General features: G+C 72.6%; 19 protein-coding genes. 10 read left to right on the forward strand and 9 right to left on the reverse strand.

Annotated elements, in window-relative coordinates; all coding sequences use genetic code 11:
* Positions 1–96 precede the first annotated feature (96 nt).
* Positions 97–1,107 carry a hypothetical protein gene (locus ACFY3C_RS31065; RefSeq protein ID WP_390773134.1) on the reverse strand — a complete coding sequence of 337 codons (1,011 nt, stop codon included), beginning with the start codon at positions 1,105–1,107 and terminating at the stop codon, positions 97–99.
* A gap of 145 nt (positions 1,108–1,252) precedes the next feature.
* Between ACFY3C_RS31065 and ACFY3C_RS31070 the strand changes: the two genes are divergently transcribed.
* The 4 genes from ACFY3C_RS31070 (at position 1,253) to ACFY3C_RS31085 (ending at position 7,814) form a co-directional block, all read left to right on the forward strand.
* Positions 1,253–2,881, forward strand: a complete 1,629-nt coding sequence (locus ACFY3C_RS31070; RefSeq protein ID WP_390773135.1) for a hypothetical protein — start codon at positions 1,253–1,255, stop codon at positions 2,879–2,881.
* Between the two features lie 153 nt (positions 2,882–3,034).
* On the forward strand, positions 3,035–4,648 hold the full coding sequence (locus ACFY3C_RS31075; protein ID WP_390773136.1) for a hypothetical protein: 1,614 nt from the start codon (positions 3,035–3,037) through the stop codon (positions 4,646–4,648).
* Positions 4,649–4,761: 113 nt separating this feature from the next.
* Complete coding sequence (locus ACFY3C_RS31080) at positions 4,762–5,205, forward strand: carboxypeptidase-like regulatory domain-containing protein (RefSeq protein ID WP_390773137.1); 444 nt, start codon at positions 4,762–4,764, stop codon at positions 5,203–5,205.
* A 65-nt stretch (positions 5,206–5,270) separates the two neighbouring features.
* The gene (locus ACFY3C_RS31085; RefSeq protein WP_390773138.1) at positions 5,271–7,814 is read left to right on the forward strand and encodes a helicase-associated domain-containing protein; all 2,544 of its coding nucleotides are present in this window, start codon (positions 5,271–5,273) and stop codon (positions 7,812–7,814) included.
* Between the two features lie 6 nt (positions 7,815–7,820).
* Here the strand turns inward: ACFY3C_RS31085 and ACFY3C_RS31090 are convergent, their stop codons facing one another.
* Positions 7,821–8,366 carry a hypothetical protein gene (locus ACFY3C_RS31090; RefSeq protein WP_390773139.1) on the reverse strand — a complete coding sequence of 182 codons (546 nt, stop codon included), beginning with the start codon at positions 8,364–8,366 and terminating at the stop codon, positions 7,821–7,823.
* A 148-nt stretch (positions 8,367–8,514) separates the two neighbouring features.
* On the opposite strand from ACFY3C_RS31090, the gene ACFY3C_RS31095 reads away from it, so the two are divergent.
* The gene (locus ACFY3C_RS31095; protein WP_390773140.1) at positions 8,515–10,158 is read left to right on the forward strand and encodes a DNA repair helicase XPB; all 1,644 of its coding nucleotides are present in this window, start codon (positions 8,515–8,517) and stop codon (positions 10,156–10,158) included.
* A gap of 39 nt (positions 10,159–10,197) precedes the next feature.
* Here the strand turns inward: ACFY3C_RS31095 and ACFY3C_RS31100 are convergent, their stop codons facing one another.
* The 3 genes from ACFY3C_RS31100 to ACFY3C_RS31110 are packed head-to-tail and all read right to left on the reverse strand — an operon-like array spanning position 10,198 to position 11,885.
* On the reverse strand, positions 10,198–10,527 hold the full coding sequence (locus ACFY3C_RS31100) for a hypothetical protein (RefSeq protein ID WP_386573621.1): 330 nt from the start codon (positions 10,525–10,527) through the stop codon (positions 10,198–10,200).
* Complete coding sequence (locus tag ACFY3C_RS31105; protein ID WP_390773141.1) at positions 10,491–11,684, reverse strand: glycosyltransferase 87 family protein; 1,194 nt, start codon at positions 11,682–11,684, stop codon at positions 10,491–10,493. Before ACFY3C_RS31105 ends, ACFY3C_RS31100 begins: the two co-directional genes overlap by 37 nt.
* 18 nt (positions 11,685–11,702) lie before the next feature.
* A complete protein-coding gene (locus ACFY3C_RS31110; protein ID WP_386573625.1) occupies positions 11,703–11,885 on the reverse strand; it encodes a hypothetical protein in 183 nt (60 codons plus the stop codon).
* A gap of 283 nt (positions 11,886–12,168) precedes the next feature.
* On the opposite strand from ACFY3C_RS31110, the gene ACFY3C_RS31115 reads away from it, so the two are divergent.
* Complete coding sequence (locus ACFY3C_RS31115; RefSeq protein WP_386573627.1) at positions 12,169–14,220, forward strand: HelD family protein; 2,052 nt, start codon at positions 12,169–12,171, stop codon at positions 14,218–14,220.
* A gap of 149 nt (positions 14,221–14,369) precedes the next feature.
* Here ACFY3C_RS31115 and ACFY3C_RS31120 read toward each other — a convergent pair whose 3' ends face one another.
* Together ACFY3C_RS31120 and ACFY3C_RS31125 are read right to left on the reverse strand one after the other, a co-directional pair.
* Complete coding sequence (locus ACFY3C_RS31120; protein ID WP_390773142.1) at positions 14,370–15,071, reverse strand: copper homeostasis protein CutC; 702 nt, start codon at positions 15,069–15,071, stop codon at positions 14,370–14,372.
* Between the two features lie 77 nt (positions 15,072–15,148).
* Positions 15,149–15,817, reverse strand: a complete 669-nt coding sequence (locus tag ACFY3C_RS31125; RefSeq protein ID WP_390773143.1) for a maleylpyruvate isomerase family mycothiol-dependent enzyme — start codon at positions 15,815–15,817, stop codon at positions 15,149–15,151.
* A 50-nt stretch (positions 15,818–15,867) separates the two neighbouring features.
* Between ACFY3C_RS31125 and ACFY3C_RS31130 the strand changes: the two genes are divergently transcribed.
* Positions 15,868–16,512 carry a hypothetical protein gene (locus tag ACFY3C_RS31130; RefSeq protein ID WP_386573630.1) on the forward strand — a complete coding sequence of 215 codons (645 nt, stop codon included), beginning with the start codon at positions 15,868–15,870 and terminating at the stop codon, positions 16,510–16,512.
* Between the two features lie 51 nt (positions 16,513–16,563).
* Positions 16,564–17,640, forward strand: coding sequence for a GNAT family N-acetyltransferase (locus ACFY3C_RS31135; protein ID WP_390773289.1), 1,077 nt, complete (start codon positions 16,564–16,566; stop codon positions 17,638–17,640).
* A gap of 45 nt (positions 17,641–17,685) precedes the next feature.
* Here ACFY3C_RS31135 and ACFY3C_RS31140 read toward each other — a convergent pair whose 3' ends face one another.
* Together ACFY3C_RS31140 and ACFY3C_RS31145 are read right to left on the reverse strand one after the other, a co-directional pair.
* Positions 17,686–17,967, reverse strand: a complete 282-nt coding sequence (locus ACFY3C_RS31140; protein WP_390773144.1) for a DUF4031 domain-containing protein — start codon at positions 17,965–17,967, stop codon at positions 17,686–17,688.
* Between the two features lie 7 nt (positions 17,968–17,974).
* On the reverse strand, positions 17,975–18,358 hold the full coding sequence (locus tag ACFY3C_RS31145) for a hypothetical protein (protein WP_390773145.1): 384 nt from the start codon (positions 18,356–18,358) through the stop codon (positions 17,975–17,977).
* A 55-nt stretch (positions 18,359–18,413) separates the two neighbouring features.
* Here ACFY3C_RS31145 and ACFY3C_RS31150 point away from each other — a divergent pair, with 55 nt between their 5' ends.
* Positions 18,414–19,319 (forward strand): MurR/RpiR family transcriptional regulator, encoded by a 906-nt coding sequence (locus ACFY3C_RS31150; RefSeq protein WP_386573634.1) that lies wholly within the window; start codon positions 18,414–18,416, stop codon positions 19,317–19,319.
* Between the two features lie 35 nt (positions 19,320–19,354).
* Positions 19,355–20,278: an N-acetylmuramic acid 6-phosphate etherase gene (gene murQ / locus ACFY3C_RS31155; RefSeq protein WP_386573635.1), complete on the forward strand. Its 924-nt coding sequence runs from the start codon at positions 19,355–19,357 to the stop codon at positions 20,276–20,278.

Raw genomic sequence — 20,278 nt, forward strand, 5'->3', positions numbered from 1 at the left:
CCTCCGTGCGGTGAAGATTCGACACCTCCACCACACACGGAGGCCTTCGCCACGATCAAGACCGGCCCGCGTTAACAACGCTCGTGATCAATACAGCTAGCGCCTGCGCTGGGAGCGCCACACCAGGAACAGGGCCGAGGCCACGGCCGCGCCCCGCACCACCCAGGGCCACGTCTCCGCCACGGCGTCGTTCATGTGCCCCTGGGCGATGGGGGCACCCCAGCGGCCGGTGTCACGGCCCCACAGCCAGAGCAGCCCGGACGCGAGGGCCAGGCCGGGGGCGCCCAGTACGGCCCACTTGGTCTCCGCGGGGGTGAGGCGGCGGGAGCCGTAGGCGATCAGCCAGCCGAGCAGGAGCGCGAACCAGTTGCCGAGCACGGCTCCGGCGACCAGTGCGGCGGCGGCCAGCAGGAGGAGGGGGTTGCTCCAGCCGGCGGCGGGGCCCGGCAGCAGGCGGCGGGCGGCCGCCGCGGGCGCGGGCGCCTTGCGGGCGAACAGGCGGCGGCGCGGCGCGGCCGCCTGTTCCGTCGCCTCCGGCGGCTCTGCCTGCCGGGGCTCCGGCTCCTTCTCCTCCGTCTCCTTCTGCGGGCGTTTGAGCAGATCGGGGATCTCCACCCCGCCCACGAACCCCGGGACGACGTCACCGGCGGGCGTACCGAACGGGCTGCCCTCCACCCGCCACCAGTCGGGGTGCGTCGCGCTGTCCCCCAGCTCGTCCGGGGCGGCGAGATGCGGCGGGGACGGGGCGTCGCGCGGCTTCGACTCCGGCTCGGCGGCACGCGGCCGGGGTACGACCCTGCGCAGCCCCTTGGGCCGTTCCTTCGGCTCCGGCTCCGGCTGTACGGGCACGGCGGCGGGCGCCGACCGCGGCACCCCCGCGCTGCCGCCCGCGGCCTCGACCACCTCGTCCGGGGTGCCCAGCCGCTCCAGGATGCGGCGCACGGCGGCGGGGCTGTCCGCCGTCGCACTGGCCCGGTGCCGGTCGATCTCGTTGCGCAGCTCCGACACCAGCCGCATCCGCGCGGACGACGGCAACTGCCGCTGCTGAGCGATGTCTCCGACGCGGCTCAGATACTCGTAGACGACCTGATCGCTTTCGATCCCCACGGAAAACCCCTCCGGGGCAACGGCGATGACACCCCGTTGGACGACGGTACCGCGTGGGTGCGGGTGCCCGACGCCATCACCTCTCATCCTGAGCATGACCTGCTCACCGGCCACGGAGGCTTGAAGCGAAGAGGGGAAACCTGTCTTGACGACCAGACGGAGAGCGCGCCGCGCCGTGCCGGCCCTGCTGGCCGCGCTCGCGCTGAGCCTGGGTGTGGTTCTGCCACAGGCGCCCGGGGCGGCCGCTCGGCCCCGGGCGGAGGGCGGGCCGCTCCCGGCGCCCCACAAGGTTCACCTGTCCGAACCGAAGGTGGTCGACCCCACCGGGCACGCTCGGCCGAGGGTGCGAAAGAGCCAGGGGCCGCTGCCCACCATCCCCGGTGAGAAGCTCGCCGAACTGAAGGCCGAGGCCGCGAAGCATCCGGCGAAGCGGCGGCCCGGACAGACCGGCGGGAACAGGGCCGGGAAGCCGGCGCCGCCACCGAGCCAGGGCAGCTTCGACGGGCTCAGCCGGCCCTGCTGCCTCACGCCGCCGGACACGCACGGCGCCGCCGGCAAGGGCTACTTCGTCGAGGTCACGAGCGGCACCGGCGTCGGCGTGTACGACACGTCGAACGGCAGCCTGCAGAAGAGCGTGTCGCTCGCCGGCTTCTTCGGCTACACCGCCCAGGAGATCTTCGGCCCCCGGGTCGTCTACGACAGGACGTGGAACCGCTGGGTCATCTCGGCCGAGGCGTTCCAGGAGGGCCAGGACGTCCAGAAGGTGTTCTACGCGGTGTCCACCGGCCCGGACCCGCTCGGCTCGTGGTACGTCTACATGTTCGACCCGCCGGAGGAGCCCGGCACCGGCGACTTCTACGACTACCCGCAACTGGGGCTGGGCCAGGACGCCGTGATCGTCACGGCGAACATCTTCCGCCCCACGGAACCCGGGTACGACTACATCGGCTCCCGCGCCTTCGGCATGGCCAAGGCCGACCTGTACAACGGCCGCTCCACCGACTTCCGGTACTTCGACCTGGGCCTGTCCGGCACGGTCGCGCCGCCCGTCGTGGAGGACGACAACTCCAGCGCCTTCCTGGTGGCGGCCCACCCCGCGGCCGACCGTCTGAGCCTGTTCAAGGCCACCGGCCTCGGCCGCAGCGACGCCACCATCGTGCAGCAGCCCAGCGTGCCGGTGACCGCCTACACCGTGCCGCCGAGCGCCCGCCAGCCCGGTACCAACGCCGTGCTGGACACCCTGGACGCCCGGTTCCAGAACAACAGCACGCAGATCGGCAACCAACTGCTCAACGTCCACACCGTCGATGACGGGGGGTTCCCGACCCCGAGGTGGTACCAGATCAACACCGACACCAGCGCGGTCTCCGCCACCGGCACGGTGTTCGAGTCTCCCGACTCGGACGACTTCAACCCCTCGGTGGCCGGCTCGCCCGTGGGCGGCACCTTGGACAGCCCGATCGGCCGGATGTTCTTCACGTGGTCCTCGACGAACGCGCTGAGCACCCCCCACCAGGTGCGGGTCAAGAGCGGCGGCCGCCTCGTCACCGACGACCCGAACATCCTCGGGGGCAACACGCACAGCACGGCCTCGACGTTCTACGCCCCGTCGGGCGATAACCGGATCCAGCCCTGGGGCGGCTACTCCGCCGTCACGATCAACCCCTCCGAGACCGGCACCTGCGTCGCCGGCAGCCGTGCCTACGTCGTGAACGAGCGTCAGATCAGCACCGATTCATGGGGTTCGCGCATCGGCAGGCTGGGCTTCTGCTAGCCGGCGGAACCGGAACCGCTCCAACGGCCGTTCAGGTTGATTTAGGTGAAATGTTCGCTAGGTCGCCAAGTTTCCGAATGCACTTTCCAACATGCTGAGGACGACCTTTCAGCCGGCCACCCAGGCCGCGAAGGCGAGGAGAGGAAGTCTGTCTTGACGACCAGACGGAGGGTGCGCCGCGTGGTGCCGGCCCTGCTGGCCGCGCTCGCGCTGAGCCTGGGCATGGCTCAGGCGTCCGGGGCATCCGCTCACCCCCAGGCGGAGGGGAAGCCGCTCCCGGCGCCCCGCATGGTTCACGTGTCCAAACCGAAGTTGGTCAACCCGAGCGGACACGCCCAGCCGAAGGTCCGCAGGGGCCAGGGCCCGCTGCCCACCGTTTCCCGCAAGAAGCTCGCCGAGCTGAAGGCCGCCGCCGCGAAGCACCGGGCGAAGCAGCGGCCCGGACAGACCGGCGGGAACAAGGCCGGGAAGCTGGCGCCGCCGCCGAATCAGGGCGGCTTCGAGGGACTCAGCCAGCCCTGCTGCGTCCGGCCGCCGGACACGACCGGCGCCGTCGGCAAGACCCAGTTCGTTCAGACCGTGAACGGCGCCGGCTTCGGCGTGTTCCGGAATTCGGACGGCGCCCTGGTCAAGAGCGTGTCGTTCGCAAGCTTCTTCAGCTACACCGCGCAGTCGATCTTCGACCCCCGTGTCGTCTACGACAAGAAGTGGAACCGCTGGGTCATCTCGGCCGAGGCGTTCCCGGAGAGCAGCACGGTCCAGAGGGTGTTCTGGGCGGTGTCCACCGGCTCGGACGCCACCGGCTCGTTCTACGTCTACACGTTCGACCCGCCGGAGAACTCCGGTGACTTCTACGACTTCCCGCAGCTGGGGCTCGACCAGGACGCCGTGATCGTCACGGCGAACATCTTCGACTCCTCGGACCACTACGTCCGCACGCGTGCCTACGGCATGGCCAAGGCCGACGTGTACAACGGCTTCGGCCCCAGGTTCCTGTACTTCAGCCTGGGCACGCCGGGCACCGTCGCGCCTCCCCTCGTGGAGGACAACAACGCGAGCGCCTTCCTGGTGGGAGCCGCCCCGGCGGACAGCAAACTGACCCTGTTCAAGGCCACCGGCCTGGGCCGCAGCAACGCCACGATCGTGCAGCAGCCCAACGTGCCGGTGACCGCCTACACCGTGCCACCGGACGCCCGCCAGCCCGGTACGACCGACCGGCTGGACAGCTCGGACTCCCGGTTCTCGCAGAACAGCACGCAGATCGGCAACCAGCTGCTCAACATCCACACCGTCAGTGTCGGCGGACGCCCGACGCCGGTCTGGTTGCAGATCAACACTGCCAACAGCACGGTGCCCGCCGGTCAGACCGGAAGTGTGACCGAGTCCGGTAACTCCGACGACTTCAACGCGTCCGTGGCCGGCTCGGCCCAGGGCGCCACCCCGACGAACCCGATCGGCCGGATGTTCTTCACCTGGTCCTCGACCAACGTCACGGCCGGCGTCGCCCACCAGGTGCGGGTCATGAGCGGCGGCCGCCTCGCCACCGACCCGGTCAACGTCGTCGGAGGCAACAACCACTCCCAGGCCTCGACGTTCTACAACCCGTCCACTGACGTCGTCGAGCGCTGGGGCGACTACTCCGCCGTCACCGTCGACCCCTCCGCGGCCGGCGCCTGCGCCGCCGGCAACCGTGCCTACGTCGTGAACGAGCGCCAGAACAGCACCACCTCGTGGGGCTCACGCATCGGAAAGCTCGGCTTCTGCTAGCCGGCGGGACCGGACACCGTGACACACCCCGGGGCGGAGGTGGTGGCCATCGTGCCACCCCCTCCGCCCTTTCGCGCTGTCCGTGCCCACGCCCCGCTGCCTACAGTGGAAACGTGCTCCCGCAACGCCGCCGCATCGCCCGGCGGCCGCCGGCCGGCCTGCTTCTCGCGCTCGTGGCGCTGACCGTGCCGGTGGCGCTCGCCGCGTGCTCCGAAGCGGCCCCGAGCGGGTCGGGCGGCGCCCCGGCGGACGTCCGGTCCGGGGTGCGGGGCGTCGTCGTCCGGTGGCCGACCTGCCCCGTGGAGGGCGCTCCCGAGAGCCAGGACTGCAGCAGCCCCGCCGAGGCGACCGTGCGGGTCCGCGACCGGTCCTCGGACACCGAGGTGGCGACCGTGCACACCGGTCCGGACGGCCGGTTCCGGGTGCCGCTGCGGGCCGGCGCGTACGAGGTGCGGGCCCGGACCTCCGGTACCGCGCACTGCGCCCCGGTGGAGGTCACCGTCCGCCCCGACGCGTACACGAAGATCACGGTCAGGTGCGACACGGGTCTGCGCTGACCGCGTAACGGCGGACCCCGTCCTGCACCGCTGCGTCCGGCCGCCATCCGGGTACCGTGGGCGGGATGAGCGCCCACACGCCCCCGTCGGCTCCACGCTCCCTCGCGGAAGCGCTCCGCGCGCGAGACGACGCTTCCCTGGCCGCGCTCCTGCGCAGCCGGCCCGATCTCATCACGCCGGTTCCCACCGACCTCACGCAGCTCGCCACCCGCGCCGGCACCCGCGCCTCGGTCCTGCGTGCCCTGGAGCGGCTGGACCGGTTCGCGCTGCAGACCGCCGAGGCCCTCGCCGTGGCCCCGGAACCGGCGTCGTACGAGATTCTGCTCGGCCTGATGGCCGGGTACGCCCGGGACGAGACCGTCGCCGCCGCGCTGCCCCGCGCGGTGGCCACCCTGCGCGAACAGGCCCTGGTGTGGGGCGACGACGAACGGCTGCGGCTGGTGCGGACCGCACGGGAGCTGCTCGCGCCGTCCGCGCAGCACCCCTCCCCGACCGGTCTCGGCCCGAGCGTGCAGGAGGCCACGGCGGGCATGTCCCCGGGGCGGATCCAGGAGATCGTCGGCGCCGCCGGGCTGGCCTCGACGCACGACTCGGTCTCCGCAGCGGCCGCGCTCACCGCCCTGTTCACCCACCGCAAGAAGATGGCGGCCCTGCTCGCGAAGGCGCCGGAGGCCGCCCGCGAGGTGCTGTCCCGGCTTGTGTGGGGGCCGCCGTACGGGCAGGTCACCGCCGACCCGGCCGCCCATCTGCGCTGGCTGCTGGACCGCGGCCTGCTGCTGCCCACCGCGCCCGGCACGGTCGTCCTGCCCCGCGAGGTCGCCCTGCATCTGCGCGAGGGCCGCGCGCACCGGGCACCCGAACCGCTGCCGCCCGCCGTCGAACCGGCCGCCACCCACGGTCCGCAGATCGTGGACGCCACCGCGGCCGGCCAGGCGTACACCGCGCTGGCCACCGTCGAGGAGCTGCTGAAGGACTGGGACGAGGGCGGCCCGGCCGTGCTGCGGGCCGGCGGGCTGAGCGTGCGGGACCTGAAGCGGACCGCCGTCGCCCTCGACGTGCCCGAGCCGGTCGCCGCCTTCTGGGTCGAGCTGGCGTACGCGGCCGGCCTGCTCGCCTCCGACGGCGAGGCCGACGAGCGGTACGCGGCCACCCCCGCCTACGACGAGTGGCTGGAGCGGCCGCCCGCCGAGCGCTGGGCCCGGCTCGCCGAGGCCTGGCTGACGGCCACCCGGACACCGGGGCTGGTCGGCGGGCGGGACGCGAAGGACCGTACGTTGTCCGCGCTGGGGCCGGGACTCGACCGGTCGGCCGCGCCCGAGGTACGGCAGCGGGTGCTGACCCTGCTGGCCGGGCTCCCGCAGGGCGCCGCCCCCGGCGCCGAGTCGGTGCTGGCCCGGCTGCTCTGGGAGCGGCCGCTGCGTGGTCCCCGGCGTGATGTCGACGGGGCCGACGACCTGCGCTCCCGGCTCGCCCGCTGGACCCTCTCGGAGGCGGAGCTGCTCGGCGTCACCGGGCGCGGGGCGCTGTCGGCACACGGTCGGGCGCTGCTCGGCGCGCCCGCGGCCGCGCACCCCTCGGTCGCCGCGGAACCCTCCGGGCCCGGCGACAAACTCCCCGTCCACCACCGCCCGGGCGCCCTCCTGGAACCCCTCTCCCCCACCGAGCAGACCGTCGCCACGGCCGCCGCGGCCCGGCTCCTCGCACCCCTGCTGCCCGAACCCCTGGACCACGTCCTGCTCCAGGCGGACCTCACGGCGGTGGCCCCCGGCCCGCTGCGGCGTCCGCTCGCCGACATGCTCGGGATCCTCGCGGACGTCGAGTCCAAGGGCGGGGCGACCGTCTACCGCTTCACACCGGCCTCGGTCCGGCGCGCCCTGGACGCCGGCCGGGCCGCCGCCGACCTGCACGCCTTCCTCACCGCGCACTCCCGCACGCCGGTCCCACAGCCGCTGGCGTATCTGATCGACGACGTGGCACGCAAGCACGGCCATCTGCGGGTCGGCGCGGCCTCGGCATACGTCCGCTGCGACGACGACGCCCTGCTGAACGAGATCCTCGCCGACAAGCGGGCGGCCGCCCTGCGCCTGCGCCGCCTGGCCCCGACCGTCCTGGCCGCCCCGACGGACCCGGCCACACTGCTGGACGGCCTGCGCGCGATGGGCTACGCGCCCGCCGCCGAGTCCGCCGAGGGCGACGTCCTGATCACCCGCGCCGACGCCCACCGCACCCCGCCGCGCACCGCGCCCGAGCCGGTGCCGGACGGACCGCCGCCGCCCGACGCCACGCTGCTGGCGGCCGCGATCCGCGCGATCCGGGCGGGCGACCTGGCCGCCACCGCGCCGCGCAAGCCGTCGGGCGGCGCACTCACGGGCGGCGAACTGCCCCGCACCAGCTCCGCCGAGACCCTGGCCACCATGCAGGCCGCCGTCCTGACCGGCGAGTCGCTGTGGATCGGCTACGTCAACGCCGAGGGCACCGCCAGCCAGCGCGTCATCGCCCCGATCCGGGTCGAGGGCGGTTTCGTGACGGCGTACGACCACACGGCCGACGAGGTGCGGACGTATCCGCTGCACCGGGTCACGGGGGTCGCGGAGCTGGCGGAGGACTAGAGCCTGTCAGCAGTCCTTGACCGGAGCGTCCGCGGGCAGGCCGAAGTGCTTGCGGGCGGCGGCCTCCAGGCCGTCGGACCCGCCCGTGCCCTCGGGGCCGGGCTCGTGGAAGAAGCTGAAGTGGTCCTCCACCCACTTCCCGCTGCCCGCGCCGTCCGGCCCCTCCTCCCGCGACGTCACGCGAAAGCCGCCGTGCGCGCCCGCGTCCCGCTTCAGGCGCACCACCTGCGGGACATCGGCTCCGGAGCACTCCACCAGAGCGCCTTTCCGCACCCCGTACTCCATGCACAACGTGGTCACGCCCGCCCGGACGACGCCGTCGTGCTCGTCGAGGTCCCGTGCCTCGGCCCGGCAGAACCACTGCGCCCGCAGACCGGGCTGCGTCTCCCCGTACCCGCTGCCCTTCGAGTCCGCCACCAGCCGCGCCTCGATCACCGGCCGCACCTCGCCCCACAGGTGCCGATCGACACCCGGCGGCCACACCGCCCACACCCCTGCCGCCAGCAGTACCGCCGTGGCCCCCAGGCCGGTCACCCACCTGCGTACCGACATCGCGCCCCGCTCCTCCCCGGACCGCGCCCCCGCGCCGGTCCCGCGGTAGGAAGACCCGTGTCGGGTGCCCATGGTTGCGGCGCCCCGCCGCGATCATCCGCTGATAGGGCACACTGGACGTTTGGCCACGCGGAAGGGAAGTGCGTCGGTGAACGGACCGCTGATCGTCCAGTCGGACAAGACCCTGCTCCTGGAAGTCGACCATGAGCGGGCCGACGACTGCCGGCGTGCCATCGCGCCCTTCGCCGAGCTGGAGCGGGCGCCGGAGCACATCCACACCTACCGGGTCACCCCGCTCGGCCTGTGGAACGCGCGGGCCGCCGGGCACGACGCCGAGCAGGTCGTGGACGCGCTGGTGCAGTACAGCCGCTACCCGGTGCCGCACGCGCTGCTCGTGGACATCGCCGAGACGATGGACCGGTACGGGCGGCTCACCCTGAGCAAGCACCCCGCGCACGGACTCGTCCTCACCACCACCGACCGGCCGGTGCTGGAGGAGGTGCTGAAGTCCAAGCGGATCGCCCCGCTGGTCGGGGCGCGCATCGACCCGGACACCGTGGTCGTGCACCCCTCCGAGCGCGGGCAGATCAAGCAGATGCTGCTGAAGCTGGGCTGGCCGGCCGAGGACCTCGCCGGGTACGTGGACGGCGAGGCGCATCCGATCGAGCTGCTGGAGGACGGCTGGGCGCTGCGTGCGTACCAGAAGCAGGCCGTGGAGAACTTCTGGCACGGTGGCAGCGGCGTGGTCGTGCTGCCCTGCGGGGCCGGAAAGACGCTGGTCGGCGCCGGGTCGATGGCGCAGGCGAAGTCCACCACCCTCATCCTCGTCACCAACACCGTCTCGGCCCGGCAGTGGAAGCACGAGCTGGTGAAGCGGACCACGCTGACCGAGGACGAGATCGGCGAGTACAGCGGGACCCGGAAGGAGATCCGCCCGGTCACCATCGCCACCTACCAGGTGCTGACGACCAAGCGGAAGGGCGTCTACCCGCACCTGGAGCTGTTCGACTCCCGCGACTGGGGTCTGATCGTCTACGACGAGGTGCACCTGCTGCCCGCGCCGGTCTTCAAGTTCACCGCCGACCTCCAGGCGCGCCGCCGCCTCGGTCTGACCGCGACCCTGGTGCGCGAGGACGGCCGCGAGTCCGACGTCTTCTCCCTCATCGGGCCGAAGCGGTTCGACGCGCCCTGGAAGGAGATCGAGGCGCAGGGCTACATCGCGCCCGCCGACTGTGTCGAGGTCCGGGTGAACCTCACCGACTCCGAGCGGCTCGCGTACGCCACCGCCGAGACCGAGGAGAAGTACCGCTTCTGCGCGACCACCGAGACCAAGCGGAAGGTCACGGAGGCGATCGTCCGCCGGTTTGAGGGGCAGCAGATCCTCGTCATCGGCCAGTACATCGACCAGCTGGACGAGCTGGGCGAGCACCTGAACGCCCCGGTGATCAAGGGCGAGACGTCCAACGCGCAGCGCGAGAAGCTCTTCGACGCGTTCCGCGAGGGGGAGATCAGCGTGCTCGTGGTGTCGAAGGTCGCCAACTTCTCCATCGACCTGCCCGAGGCCACGGTCGCCGTCCAGGTGTCCGGCACCTTCGGCTCCCGCCAGGAGGAGGCCCAGCGCCTGGGCCGCGTGCTGCGCCCCAAGGCCGACGGCCACCAGGCCCACTTCTACTCGGTCGTCGCCCGCGACACCATCGACCAGGACTTCGCCGCCCACCGCCAGCGCTTCCTGGCGGAGCAGGGGTACGCGTACCGGATCGTGGACGCGGACGAGATCCTGGCGGAGAGCTAGGCGGGGCGGCGAAGAACCTGGGGCGTGGAGGGGTACGGCCTAGAAGAAGGCGTGCTCCTCCATCCAGCCGTAGGTCGAGCCGAACTTGCCGTAGTACCAGGAGCCGCCCTTGGCGGTGCAGTACACGCGGACCTTGTTGCCCATGTACACGGACTTCTTGACCCGGTAGTTGTTGCCGGGGCCGGTGTGCATGTCGGCGTGGTCGTACTGGACGACCGTGTAGGTCGTGTCCCTGATGTTCTTGGTGCAGCCGGAGGAGCCGACCGCCGAGGCGGTGGGAGCGGCCATGAGGGTGGCGCCGACGGCGAGCGCGGTGGCGGCGGTCAGTCCGCTCACCGCCCTGCGGAACGGAAGCTTCGAGAAGGGCATGCCTGTTTCCCCGTTTGCTCGGTCGAATGGATCGGACAACGGCTGATCATGTTGGCACACGCCCCGGCCAGCCCGAGCGCCAGGATCGAGTAAGGGGCCGCCAACAGCTGCTGCCACCAAGGAAGTTCGAGGTCCAGGGCGCCCTCGTGGGGCACCAGCCACATCGTGCGGGCGGTGAAGACGAGGGCCACGAGCCCGGCGGTGAGCGTGCGGCCCTCGGCCAGGAGCACCGCGAGGAGCGGCACGCACCACACCCAGTGGTGCGACCAGCTGATCGGGCAGACCAGCAGGGCCGCGCAGGCGGCCAGCAGGATGCCGTGGCTCTCCTGGCAGGCACGGGCGGCCAGCAGCAGGACGATCACCGCCACCAGCGCCGCCGGGAGCGCCCAGGCGAGGCCCGGCGCCGGGTCGCCCAGGGCCCGCGCGACCAGCCCCCGTAAGGACTGGTTGTCCACGATCCACGCCTTGCCCACCCGGCCGGTCTCGTACAGGCGCCGGCTCCAGAAGTCGGCGCTCGCGGCGGGCAGCAGCAGGAACCCGAGCAGGGCCGTGGCCGCGAAGCCGGTCACCGCCATGGCCGCCTCGCGTTTGCGTCCGCGCAGGAACAGATGGACCACGAACACGGCGGGCGTGAGCTTCACGCCGGTCGCGAGGCCGAGGGCGAGGCCCTTGGCGCGGGCGCCCGGAGGCCGGGTGAGGTCCCACAGGACGAGGCAGGCCACGGCGAGGTTGACCTGGCCGAACAGGAGCGTCTGGAAGACCGGCTCCAGCCAGAGGGCCAGGGCCGCGCACGTGCAGAGGAGGGGCGGGGGCAGGGGGCGGGCGGCCAGGCGGGCCGAGAGGGTGACCAGGCCGGCGAGCAGGAGCGCGTTGCCCGCCAGGAAGGCCGCCTTCAGCGCCGGGACGGGGAGCCAGGTGGCCGGGACGAAGAGGATCGCCGCGAAGGGCGGGTAGGTCGCCGGGAGCCGCCACTCGGTGACCGTGAAGCCGTACAGGTCGCCGCCGTGGGACGCGGCAGCGCCCTCGGCCCGGTAGACCAGCAGGTCGGCCATCGGGGCCCGCTGCAGGACGCACAGGGCGGTGAAGGAGCAGACGGAGACCGCGAGCAGGAGCAGGGACAACAGGGCAGGGCGGGACGCCACCGTCCGTTTCGGCACGGAGGTGACCCTATGCCGCTACTTACGGCGTATGCCCGCTTCCTCGCCGTACTCGCCGAGGATCACCACGCTGAACGCGGCCTCGACGAACACCTTGACGGCGCGCAGGGCGTTGCCCAGGGGGTGGTGATGGGGGCCGTCCATGGCCGTGGCACCGGACGGGGGGCGGACAGAGGCTGGGTGGATGGTTGCTGCGCTCATGTCTCCATGGTGGAACTTCGCACCCAGGTCACGCATCGGTCTCCAGAGCCAATCCCCAAGGCGTCCGCGTAGGTCTCCGGGTGGACCCCCACCCCTACGCCGGACGGCCCCTGTCCCCTAGGGGACACGACCTCCGGAGGACCCCGCGCGGAAATTCATTGGCCTCCTCCCGGCCACCCCACCTACAATCTCCGCTCTTGCCCGCCTCCCTACGGAGCGCCGCCGCCCGCACGGAAACCGGGCGGCCCCCAGTCATGCCACGAGCAGATCCGGAGGCACCCCCTTGTCCACGCCCGCCCACGAACCGCTCGACGACCCACTCGCCCGGGAGCGCAGCCACCTCGCCTCCTCCCGGTCCGCGCTGCGCGCCATGCGCGAGGACGTCGAGGCGCTGGACATCAGCGACGTCACTGCGAACTGGGTCAACGCCGAGGTGCTCGCCCGCCAGATCGACGAGCGCATCAAGGCGCTCGCCGACCTCAGCGACACCCCCCTCTTCTTCGGGCGGCTCGACTATCTGCACGCCCCGCGCGCCGACCAGGCGGAAGGGGCCGAGGGCGAAAGGTTCTACATCGGGCGGCGGCATGTGCACGACGGCGACGGCGACCCCATGGTCATCGACTGGCGCGCCCCGGTCTCGCAGCCGTTCTACCGCGCGTCCAAGAAGGACCCGATGGACATCGGGCTGCGCCGCCGCTTCGGCTACACCGGCGGCGACCTGACCGCGTACGAGGACGAGCACCTGTCCGACCCGGCCGAGGCGGCCACCACCAGCAAGCTGCTCCAGCAGGAGATCGAGCGGCCGCGCGTCGGCCCCATGCGGGACATCGTGGCGACCATCCAGCCCGAGCAGGACGAGATCGTCCGCAGCGGGCTGGGCGGGACCGTGTGCGTACAGGGAGGCCCGGGCACCGGAAAGACCGCCGTCGGTCTGCACCGCGTCGCCTACCTCCTCTACGCCCACCGGGAGCGGCTCGCCCGCACCGGCACGCTCGTCATCGGCCCGAACAAGTCCTTCCTGCACTACATCGAGCAGGTCCTCCCGGCGCTCGGCGAGCTGACCGTGCAGCAGGCGACCGTGGACGACCTGGTCGCCCATGTGGAGGTACGCGGCACGGACGAGGCGGCCGCCGCCGTCGTCAAGGGCGACGCCCGGATGGCCGAGGTGCTGCGCCGGGCCCTGTACTCCCACGTGACCATGCCCACCGAGCCGGTCGTCGTCGTACGCGGCTCGCGGCGCTGGCGGGTTCCGGCGTACGAACTGGAGGAGCTGGTCCGCGAGTTGCTGGACCGGGACATCCGCTACGGCGCCGCCCGCGAGGCCCTGCCGCAGCGGATCGCGCACGCGGTGCTGGTACAGATGGAGCGGGCCGGGGAGGCGCCGGACGACCGGGTGCAGGACGCGGTCGCCCGCAACAGCGCGGTGAAGGCGGCCGTGAAGACGGTCTGGCCGGCCGTGGACCCGGCGAAACTGGTCCTGCGCCTGCTGACGGAGGCCGACTTCCTCGCCGAGCACGCCGAGGGCGTCCTGGACGAGGACGAGCAGAAGACGATCCTGTGGGCGAAGCCCGTGCGCAGCGTGAAGTCGGCCAAGTGGTCGGCGGCGGACGCGGTGCTGATCGACGAGGCGGCCGACCTGACCCAGCGCACGCACTCGCTCGGGCACGTCGTCCTGGACGAGGCGCAGGACCTGTCCCCCATGCAGTACCGGGCCGTCGGCCGCCGCTGCACCACCGGCAGCGCGACCGTTCTGGGCGACCTGGCGCAGGGCACAACCCCCTGGGCGACCCGGAGTTGGGACGAAGCGCTGTCCCACCTCGGCAAGCGGGAGGGGGTCATCGAGGAGCTGACGGCGGGTTTCCGCGTCCCCACGGACGTCATCACCTACGCCTCCCGCCTCCTCCCCCACATCGCCCCCGGCCTCACCCCGGTCGCCTCGGTCCGTGAGAACCCCGGCTTCTTCGAGGTCCGCACCGCGACAGCGACGACCGAAGTGATCGCCGCCTGCGCGGAGTTGCTGGGCAACGAGGGCTCGACCGGCCTGATCGCGGCCGACGCGCGCATCCCAGCTCTCGCCGAGGCCCTGACCGCGGCCGGGATCACCTACCTGGCCCCGGGCGAGGAGACCACCCGCGAGACCCGGCTGACCCTGGTCCCGGCCTCCCTCGCCAAGGGTCTGGAGTACGACTACGTGGTGCTCGACGAGCCCCAGGCCGTGGTCGACGGCGAGCCGGACGAACGCACGGGCCTGCGGCGCCTGTACGTGGCCCTGACCCGAGCGGTGTCGGGCCTGATCGTGACGCACGCGGCACCGCTGCCCGCACAGTTGGCCTGACCGTGACCGTGCGGGGCGGGTTTCCCTCCCCCGCGCCCGCGGGGCGCCCCCGAAGGGACGCGGAGCCGTACCGACGTGCAGCCCCGCCACGCGGACACAACCAGCCACAACGCACCCGCACCCGGCGCTCGGCCCACCCCTGAACGGCGCTACTCCGCGTCCAACACCCTTCGCCACTCCCGCACAGCGTCCTCGGAAACCGGCCCCGCCCACCCCGCGGAGCGAGCCGCGCCCCCGATGTGGAAGGCGTCGATGCCGGCGTGGCGGAGGGCGGGGACGTGGTCCAGGCGGAGGCCGCCGCCGACGAGGATCGTCTGGTCGTAGCCGGGCTCGCCCCGTCGGCGCACCTCGGCGACCAGGGTCGGCAGGCCCTCGTCGACGCCGGAGGCGGAGCCGGCGGTGAGGTAGGTGTCCAGGCCGGGCAGGTCGGCGAGCTGCTTGCGCAGGGCGTCGCGGTCGGCGGCGCGGTCGATGGCCCGGTGGAAGGTCCAGCTGCAGCCGCCCAGCGCGGCGACGACCCGCTCCACCGCGTCCAGATCGACGCCCCCGTCCGCGTCGAGGAACCCGAGCACGAACTGATCGGCGCCGGCCTCCCGCAGCTCGCCCGCCACCCGGACCAGACGCTCGACGTCCTCGGGGTCTCCGGCCGCGAACCCGTCCGCCAGCCGCAGCATCACGCGCAGGTCGATGTCGACGGCGGCCCGGATCCCGGCGACGGTGGCCGCCGACGGGGTGAGCCCGTCGGCCGCCATCTCGGTGACCAGCTCCAGACGATCCGCGCCTCCGGCCTGGGCGATGACCGCGTCCTCGACGTCGAGGGCGATCACCTCCAGGACTGCACGCTTGCTCATGGCACCCCATTCATCGGCGGCTACAGGTCTAGTCCAATTCAAGACTACGCCGGTTCCGTACCCGCCCGGGCCGCCCCTCATCCGAAGATGTTCAGATCCCCCTCCGCCACGCCCGCCAGCTCGTACGCGGCTCCGTCCAGCGGCCGCCCCGCGTACAGCCGTACGAGCGTGGCGGCCGAGCCGATGTACCGGGCGGGCGGAGCCCCCGCCGCCGGGTCCCCCAGCCGCAGCGGCTCGTCCACGTCGTCGAGGTCGGCGTGCAGCGGCAGGTGCTTCTTCTCCCGGGTGACACGGACCAGCAGCGTCAGCGCGTCCGGCAGACCGGCCCCCGCGTACGCCCCCGGCACCCCGAGGACGTCCCGCACATCACCCGCATGCACCCACTCCCCTAGCGCGATCATGTCCAGCACCCCGCCCGCCTTGGCGATCACCGGCCCCGCCTCGGTCATCCCGCGCTCCAGCTCGTCCACGACCTGCGCGTTCGTCCACTGCGCGCGCTCGGCGACGTCCCGGTCGTTCGACTCGGGCGAGAACACCCCCTTCTCGAACCGGCTCTCCACGACCCGCATCAGCGTGGCGGAACAGTGCGCCAGCACATCCCGCACCGTCCACCCCGGACACGCAACGGTCGGCAGCGCGAAGTCGGCGTCCGCACGCGAACGCAGCAGCGGTATCAGGGCATCCCGCTCGACCTCCAACAGCCGACCGGGCAGTTCAGGATCCCGTGCTTCCTCTACGTGAGTCATGGGCCCACGCTAGGAGCGCCGTCCGCCGCGCGTCACGGAAGAATGAGCACATGGCCGACCTCGACGCCCTGCGCCTGCGTTTCACCCACGCCCTGGAGGGAGCCCGCGCCCCCGGCGACGGCCCCGACCCCACCCCCTACGCCGACAGCCTCCTCACCCGCTGGCAGGAACCCCAGCGCCACTACCACACGCTCGCCCACCTCACAGCGGTCCTGGACCACATCGACGTACTGGAGAAACACGCGGCCGACCCGGACGTGGTCCGCCTGGCCGCCTGGTTCCACGACGCGGTCTACCTCCCGGACCGCTCCGAGAACGAGGAGCGCTCCGCGCACCTGGCCGAGCGCGCCCTGCGCGAAGCGGGGGTACCGGAGGCGAAGACAGCCGAGGTGGCACGCCTCGTCCGCCTCACCGTCACCCACGACCCCACCGACGACGACCGCAACGGCCAGGTCCTCAGCGACGCCGACCTCGCCATCCTCGCCGCACCCCCGTCGGCGTACGCCACCTACACCGCCGAGGTCCGCGAGGAGTACCACTTCGTCCCCAACGAGGCCTTTCGCGAGGGACGTTCAGGAATCCTGCGCCAACTCCTCGATCTGCCCAGCCTGTTCCGCACGCCGTACGGGCGGGAGCACTGGGAGGCGACGGCGCGTTACAACCTGGCGGGCGAGCTGGAAATGCTGTCGACCTGAGGGACCCCGCACCCTAGGGTTCGCCCCATGCGATCGATAAACGGGGACGATGTGATCGCTGCCGTCGAGGGCAGCGTGGCGGTGCTCGGCACGGCAGTGGAGCGGGACTGGAAGGGTGTCAGGGCCGGGCGTCTTGAGTGGAGTTGCCGGGAGACGGCCGACCACCTCGTGACCGCCTTCATGGGCTACGCGAGCCGGTTGGTCGTAGGCGCCCAGGACTGGCTCCTCTTCGACGTCACCGTGGACGAGGACGCCCCGAACGCCGGTGTGCTGGACGTGATCCGGTCGACCGGCGCCCTGCTCGCCGCCGCCGTCCGCACCACCCCGCGCGACGTCCGCGCCGTCCACGCCTTCCCCTTCGGCAGCGCCGACCGCGAAGGCTTCGCCGCCATGGGTGTCACCGAGGTGCTGCTGCACACGCATGACATCGCCGAGGGACTCGGGATCGCCTACGAGCCGGCCGAGGAACTCGCCGAGGCCGTCCTGACCTGGCTCTTCCCGCACGTCCAGCCCGGCCCGGCGCCCTGGCCGACCCTGCTGTGGGCGACCGGACGCGGCGAGCTGCCCGGCCGCGCCCCGGTCACCGAGTGGCGCTGGCGGAACAACCTGGTCATCCCCACCGAGCGCCTCACCCTGGTCGGGGTCCGCCCGGCCGCCGCCCGCGACCTCCGCCTCGGCGGCGACGGCGGCTTCGAGTGGATCGAGGGCGGGCCCTTCGAGGGCACGCGGGAGGCCGCGACCTACATGGTGAAGGCGTATGAATCGGGCGTGCACCGGCCCGAGTTCGGCGTCTTCGCCCTCGTACGCCAGGAGGACGGCCGCGCCATCGGCGGCATCGGCTTCCACGGCGTCCCGGACGAGGAGGGCCGGGTGGAGGTCGGCTACGACCTGGTCGAGGGCGCCCGCGGCCAGGGCTACGCGACCGAGGCCCTGCGCGCGCTGACGGAGTGGGCGCTGGCCCGGGACGACGTCGACACGGTGTTCGCGACCATCGAGGCGGACAACCTCCCCTCGCAGCGCGTGGTGTCCCGGGCGGGGTTCACCCGGGCCACCGTGGAGGAGGAGCGGACGGCACAGGAGGAGAACGGCGCGGACGGCGAGCTGCAGCTCCACATCCGGCGGCGGTGAACACCACTCGCGTCCCCGAACGGCCCGCGTGCCCACTGGTCCGGTTCAGTCCCGCACCGAAGGAGCCGGGCGGCCCTTGGGCCGTCGCAACCCCGCCTCCGTGAGCCTGCGGACCAGTTCCTTGGAGCCGATCTCCACCGCCCCGGCGGCCACCGCGTCCGCGTAGTGGTGGGACGGGATGTCGTAGTGGTCGCGTTCGAAGGCGCGGCGGGGTACGCCCAACTCCGCCGCGAACGCGTGCAGTTCGTCGAAGGACACATCGCTCACCAGGTGTGACCACATGCGTCCGTGGCCGGGCCAGGACGGCGGGTCGATGTACACCGTCACGGGAGCCTCACGAGGACTGCATCCCGCCCGTGACCCACCCCAGCGAGCCCACCGCGGCCACCTTCACGCCCGCCTTGCTGCACACCCAGTGCGGGTCGGGCCCCAGTTCCGGCTCCACGTCCAGCGCGTGCGGGTCGCCCGAGCCGCACACCGGGCACAGCGGCCAGCGGCCGTAGCGCTCCAGGAGCGCGTCCTGGACGTCCTGCGCGACCAGCCCGGCCACGTACTCGACGCCGTCCGGCCACTGCTCGACCCACCAGCGGCGCTGTGTGACGGAGTCCTCGACCAGGGAGACCACGTCGGCCTCGGCGACATCGCCCGCGACCAGATCGGCGAGCACCAGCGCGCGGGCGGCGTGCAGCGCCTGCTCAAGCGGGGATAGGGACTCCATGGTCCCATTGTGCGCACTCTTGACCGCGAGACCGAACCGAAAATATCTTTCATTGGTGACCCAGGACGTGAAGGAAATTTTCGGAAGTCCGGGCGGCTCCCTCGCCGCCAAGGTGCGCACCCTCGCCCCTTCCATGACCCGGTCCATGCAGCGCGTCGCCGAGGCGGTCGCGGGCGACCCGGCCGGGTGCGCGGCCCTCACGGTCACCGGCCTGGCCGAACTGACCGGCACCAGCGAGGCGACGGTCGTACGCACCGCCCGGCTGCTCGGGTATCCCGGATACCGCGATCTGCGCCTCGCCCTGGCCGGGCTGGCCGCACAGCAGCAGTCCGGCCGGGCGCCCGCGATCACGACGGACATTGCAGTGGACGACCCCATCGCCGACGTCGTCACCAAGCTCGCCTACGAGGAGCAGCAGACCCTCGCCGACACCGCCGCCGGACTCGACACCGCCCAGCTGGGCGCGGCCGTCACCGCGCTCGCCGGCGCCCGCCGCACCGACGTGTACGGCATAGGCGCGTCCGGCCTGGTCGCCCAGGACCTCACGCAGAAGCTGCTGCGGATCGGGCTCATAGCCCACGCGCACAGCGATCCGCATCTCGCGGTGACCAACGCGGTGCAGCTCCGGGCCGGGGACGTGGCGATCGCGATCACGCACTCCGGGTCGACCGGGGACGTCATCGAACCGCTCCGGGTCGCCTTCGAGCACGGGGCGACGACGGTGGCCATCACCGGCCGCCCGGACTCGCCGGTCACCCAGTACGCCGACCACGTCCTGACCACGTCGACCTCCCGGGAGACCGAGCTGCGGCCGGCCGCGATGTCCTCGCGGACGAGTCAACTGCTGGTGGTGGACTGCCTGTTCGTGGGGGTGGCACAGCGGACGTACGAGAGTGCGGCGCCCGCGCTGGCCGCCTCCTACGAGGCGTTGGCGCACCGGCACCGCACCCATCCCAGGTGAGTGAAGAGCACGCGAATCGGAGAGAGCCACCCCCCATGACCTCCCATGACCTGCGCAACGAGCTGGAGTCCCTCACCACCGAAGCCTTCCGGCCGGAACTCGCCGAGATCGACCGGTTGCCCACCCTCGACATCGCCCGCCTGATGAACCGCGAGGACACCGGCGTGCCCGACGCCGTCGGTGCGCGGCTGCCGGAGATCGCCGCCGCCGTCGACGCCGTGTCCGAGCGGATGGCCCGGGGCGGACGTCTGCTCTACGCCGGCGCGGGCACCGCCGGACGCCTCGGCGTGCTGGACGCCTCCGAGTGCCCGCCCACCTTCAACACCGACCCCGCCCAGGTCGTCGGCCTGATCGCGGGCGGCCCCGAGGCCCTGGTCACCTCGATCGAGGGCGCCGAGGACTCCAAGGAGCTGGCCCGCAGCGACCTGGACGCGCTGAAGGTCGGTGCGGACGACACCGTCGTCGGCATCTCGGCCTCCGGCCGCACCCCGTACGCCATCGGCGCCGTCGAGCACGCCCGCGCGCTCGGCGCGCTGACCATCGGGCTGGCCTGCAACGAGCACAGTGCGCTCGCGGCCGCCGCCGAGCACGGCATCGAGGTCGTCGTCGGGCCCGAACTGATCACCGGCTCGACGCGGCTGAAGGCGGGCACGGCCCAGAAACTGGTGCTCAACATGCTGTCGACGATCACGATGATCCGTCTGGGCAAGACCTACGGGAACCTGATGGTCGACGTCCGCGCCTCCAACGACAAGCTCCGGGCCCGTTCCCGCCGTATCGTCGCGCTGGCCACGGGAGCCTCGGCGGAGGAGATCGAGAAGGCGCTCACCGAGTCGGGCGGCGAGGTGAAGAACGCCGTCCTGACCATCCTCGCCGGCGTCGACGGCCCGACGGCCGCCCGCCTTCTGGAGGAGTCCGGCGGTCATCTGCGTGCCGCGCTGGCGGTCACGGGCACCTGA

The organism is Streptomyces sp. NPDC001410 (assembly GCF_042895235.1).
In the GTDB taxonomy this organism is placed as follows: domain Bacteria; phylum Actinomycetota; class Actinomycetes; order Streptomycetales; family Streptomycetaceae; genus Streptomyces.

Excerpts from the sequence above, each read along its gene's own strand:
- ACFY3C_RS31085 (WP_390773138.1), top strand. The coding sequence starts at position 5,271 with ATGAGCGCCCACACGCCCCCGTCGGCTCCACGCTCCCTCGCGGAAGCG.
- ACFY3C_RS31090 (WP_390773139.1), bottom strand. The coding sequence starts at position 8,366 with ATGTCGGTACGCAGGTGGGTGACCGGCCTGGGGGCCACGGCGGTACTG.
- ACFY3C_RS31100 (WP_386573621.1), bottom strand. The coding sequence starts at position 10,527 with ATGCCCTTCTCGAAGCTTCCGTTCCGCAGGGCGGTGAGCGGACTGACC.
- ACFY3C_RS31110 (WP_386573625.1), bottom strand. The coding sequence starts at position 11,885 with ATGAGCGCAGCAACCATCCACCCAGCCTCTGTCCGCCCCCCGTCCGGT.
- ACFY3C_RS31120 (WP_390773142.1), bottom strand. The coding sequence starts at position 15,071 with ATGAGCAAGCGTGCAGTCCTGGAGGTGATCGCCCTCGACGTCGAGGAC.
- ACFY3C_RS31125 (WP_390773143.1), bottom strand. The coding sequence starts at position 15,817 with ATGACTCACGTAGAGGAAGCACGGGATCCTGAACTGCCCGGTCGGCTG.
- ACFY3C_RS31130 (WP_386573630.1), top strand. The coding sequence starts at position 15,868 with ATGGCCGACCTCGACGCCCTGCGCCTGCGTTTCACCCACGCCCTGGAG.
- ACFY3C_RS31145 (WP_390773145.1), bottom strand. The coding sequence starts at position 18,358 with ATGGAGTCCCTATCCCCGCTTGAGCAGGCGCTGCACGCCGCCCGCGCG.
- murQ (WP_386573635.1), top strand. The coding sequence starts at position 19,355 with ATGACCTCCCATGACCTGCGCAACGAGCTGGAGTCCCTCACCACCGAA.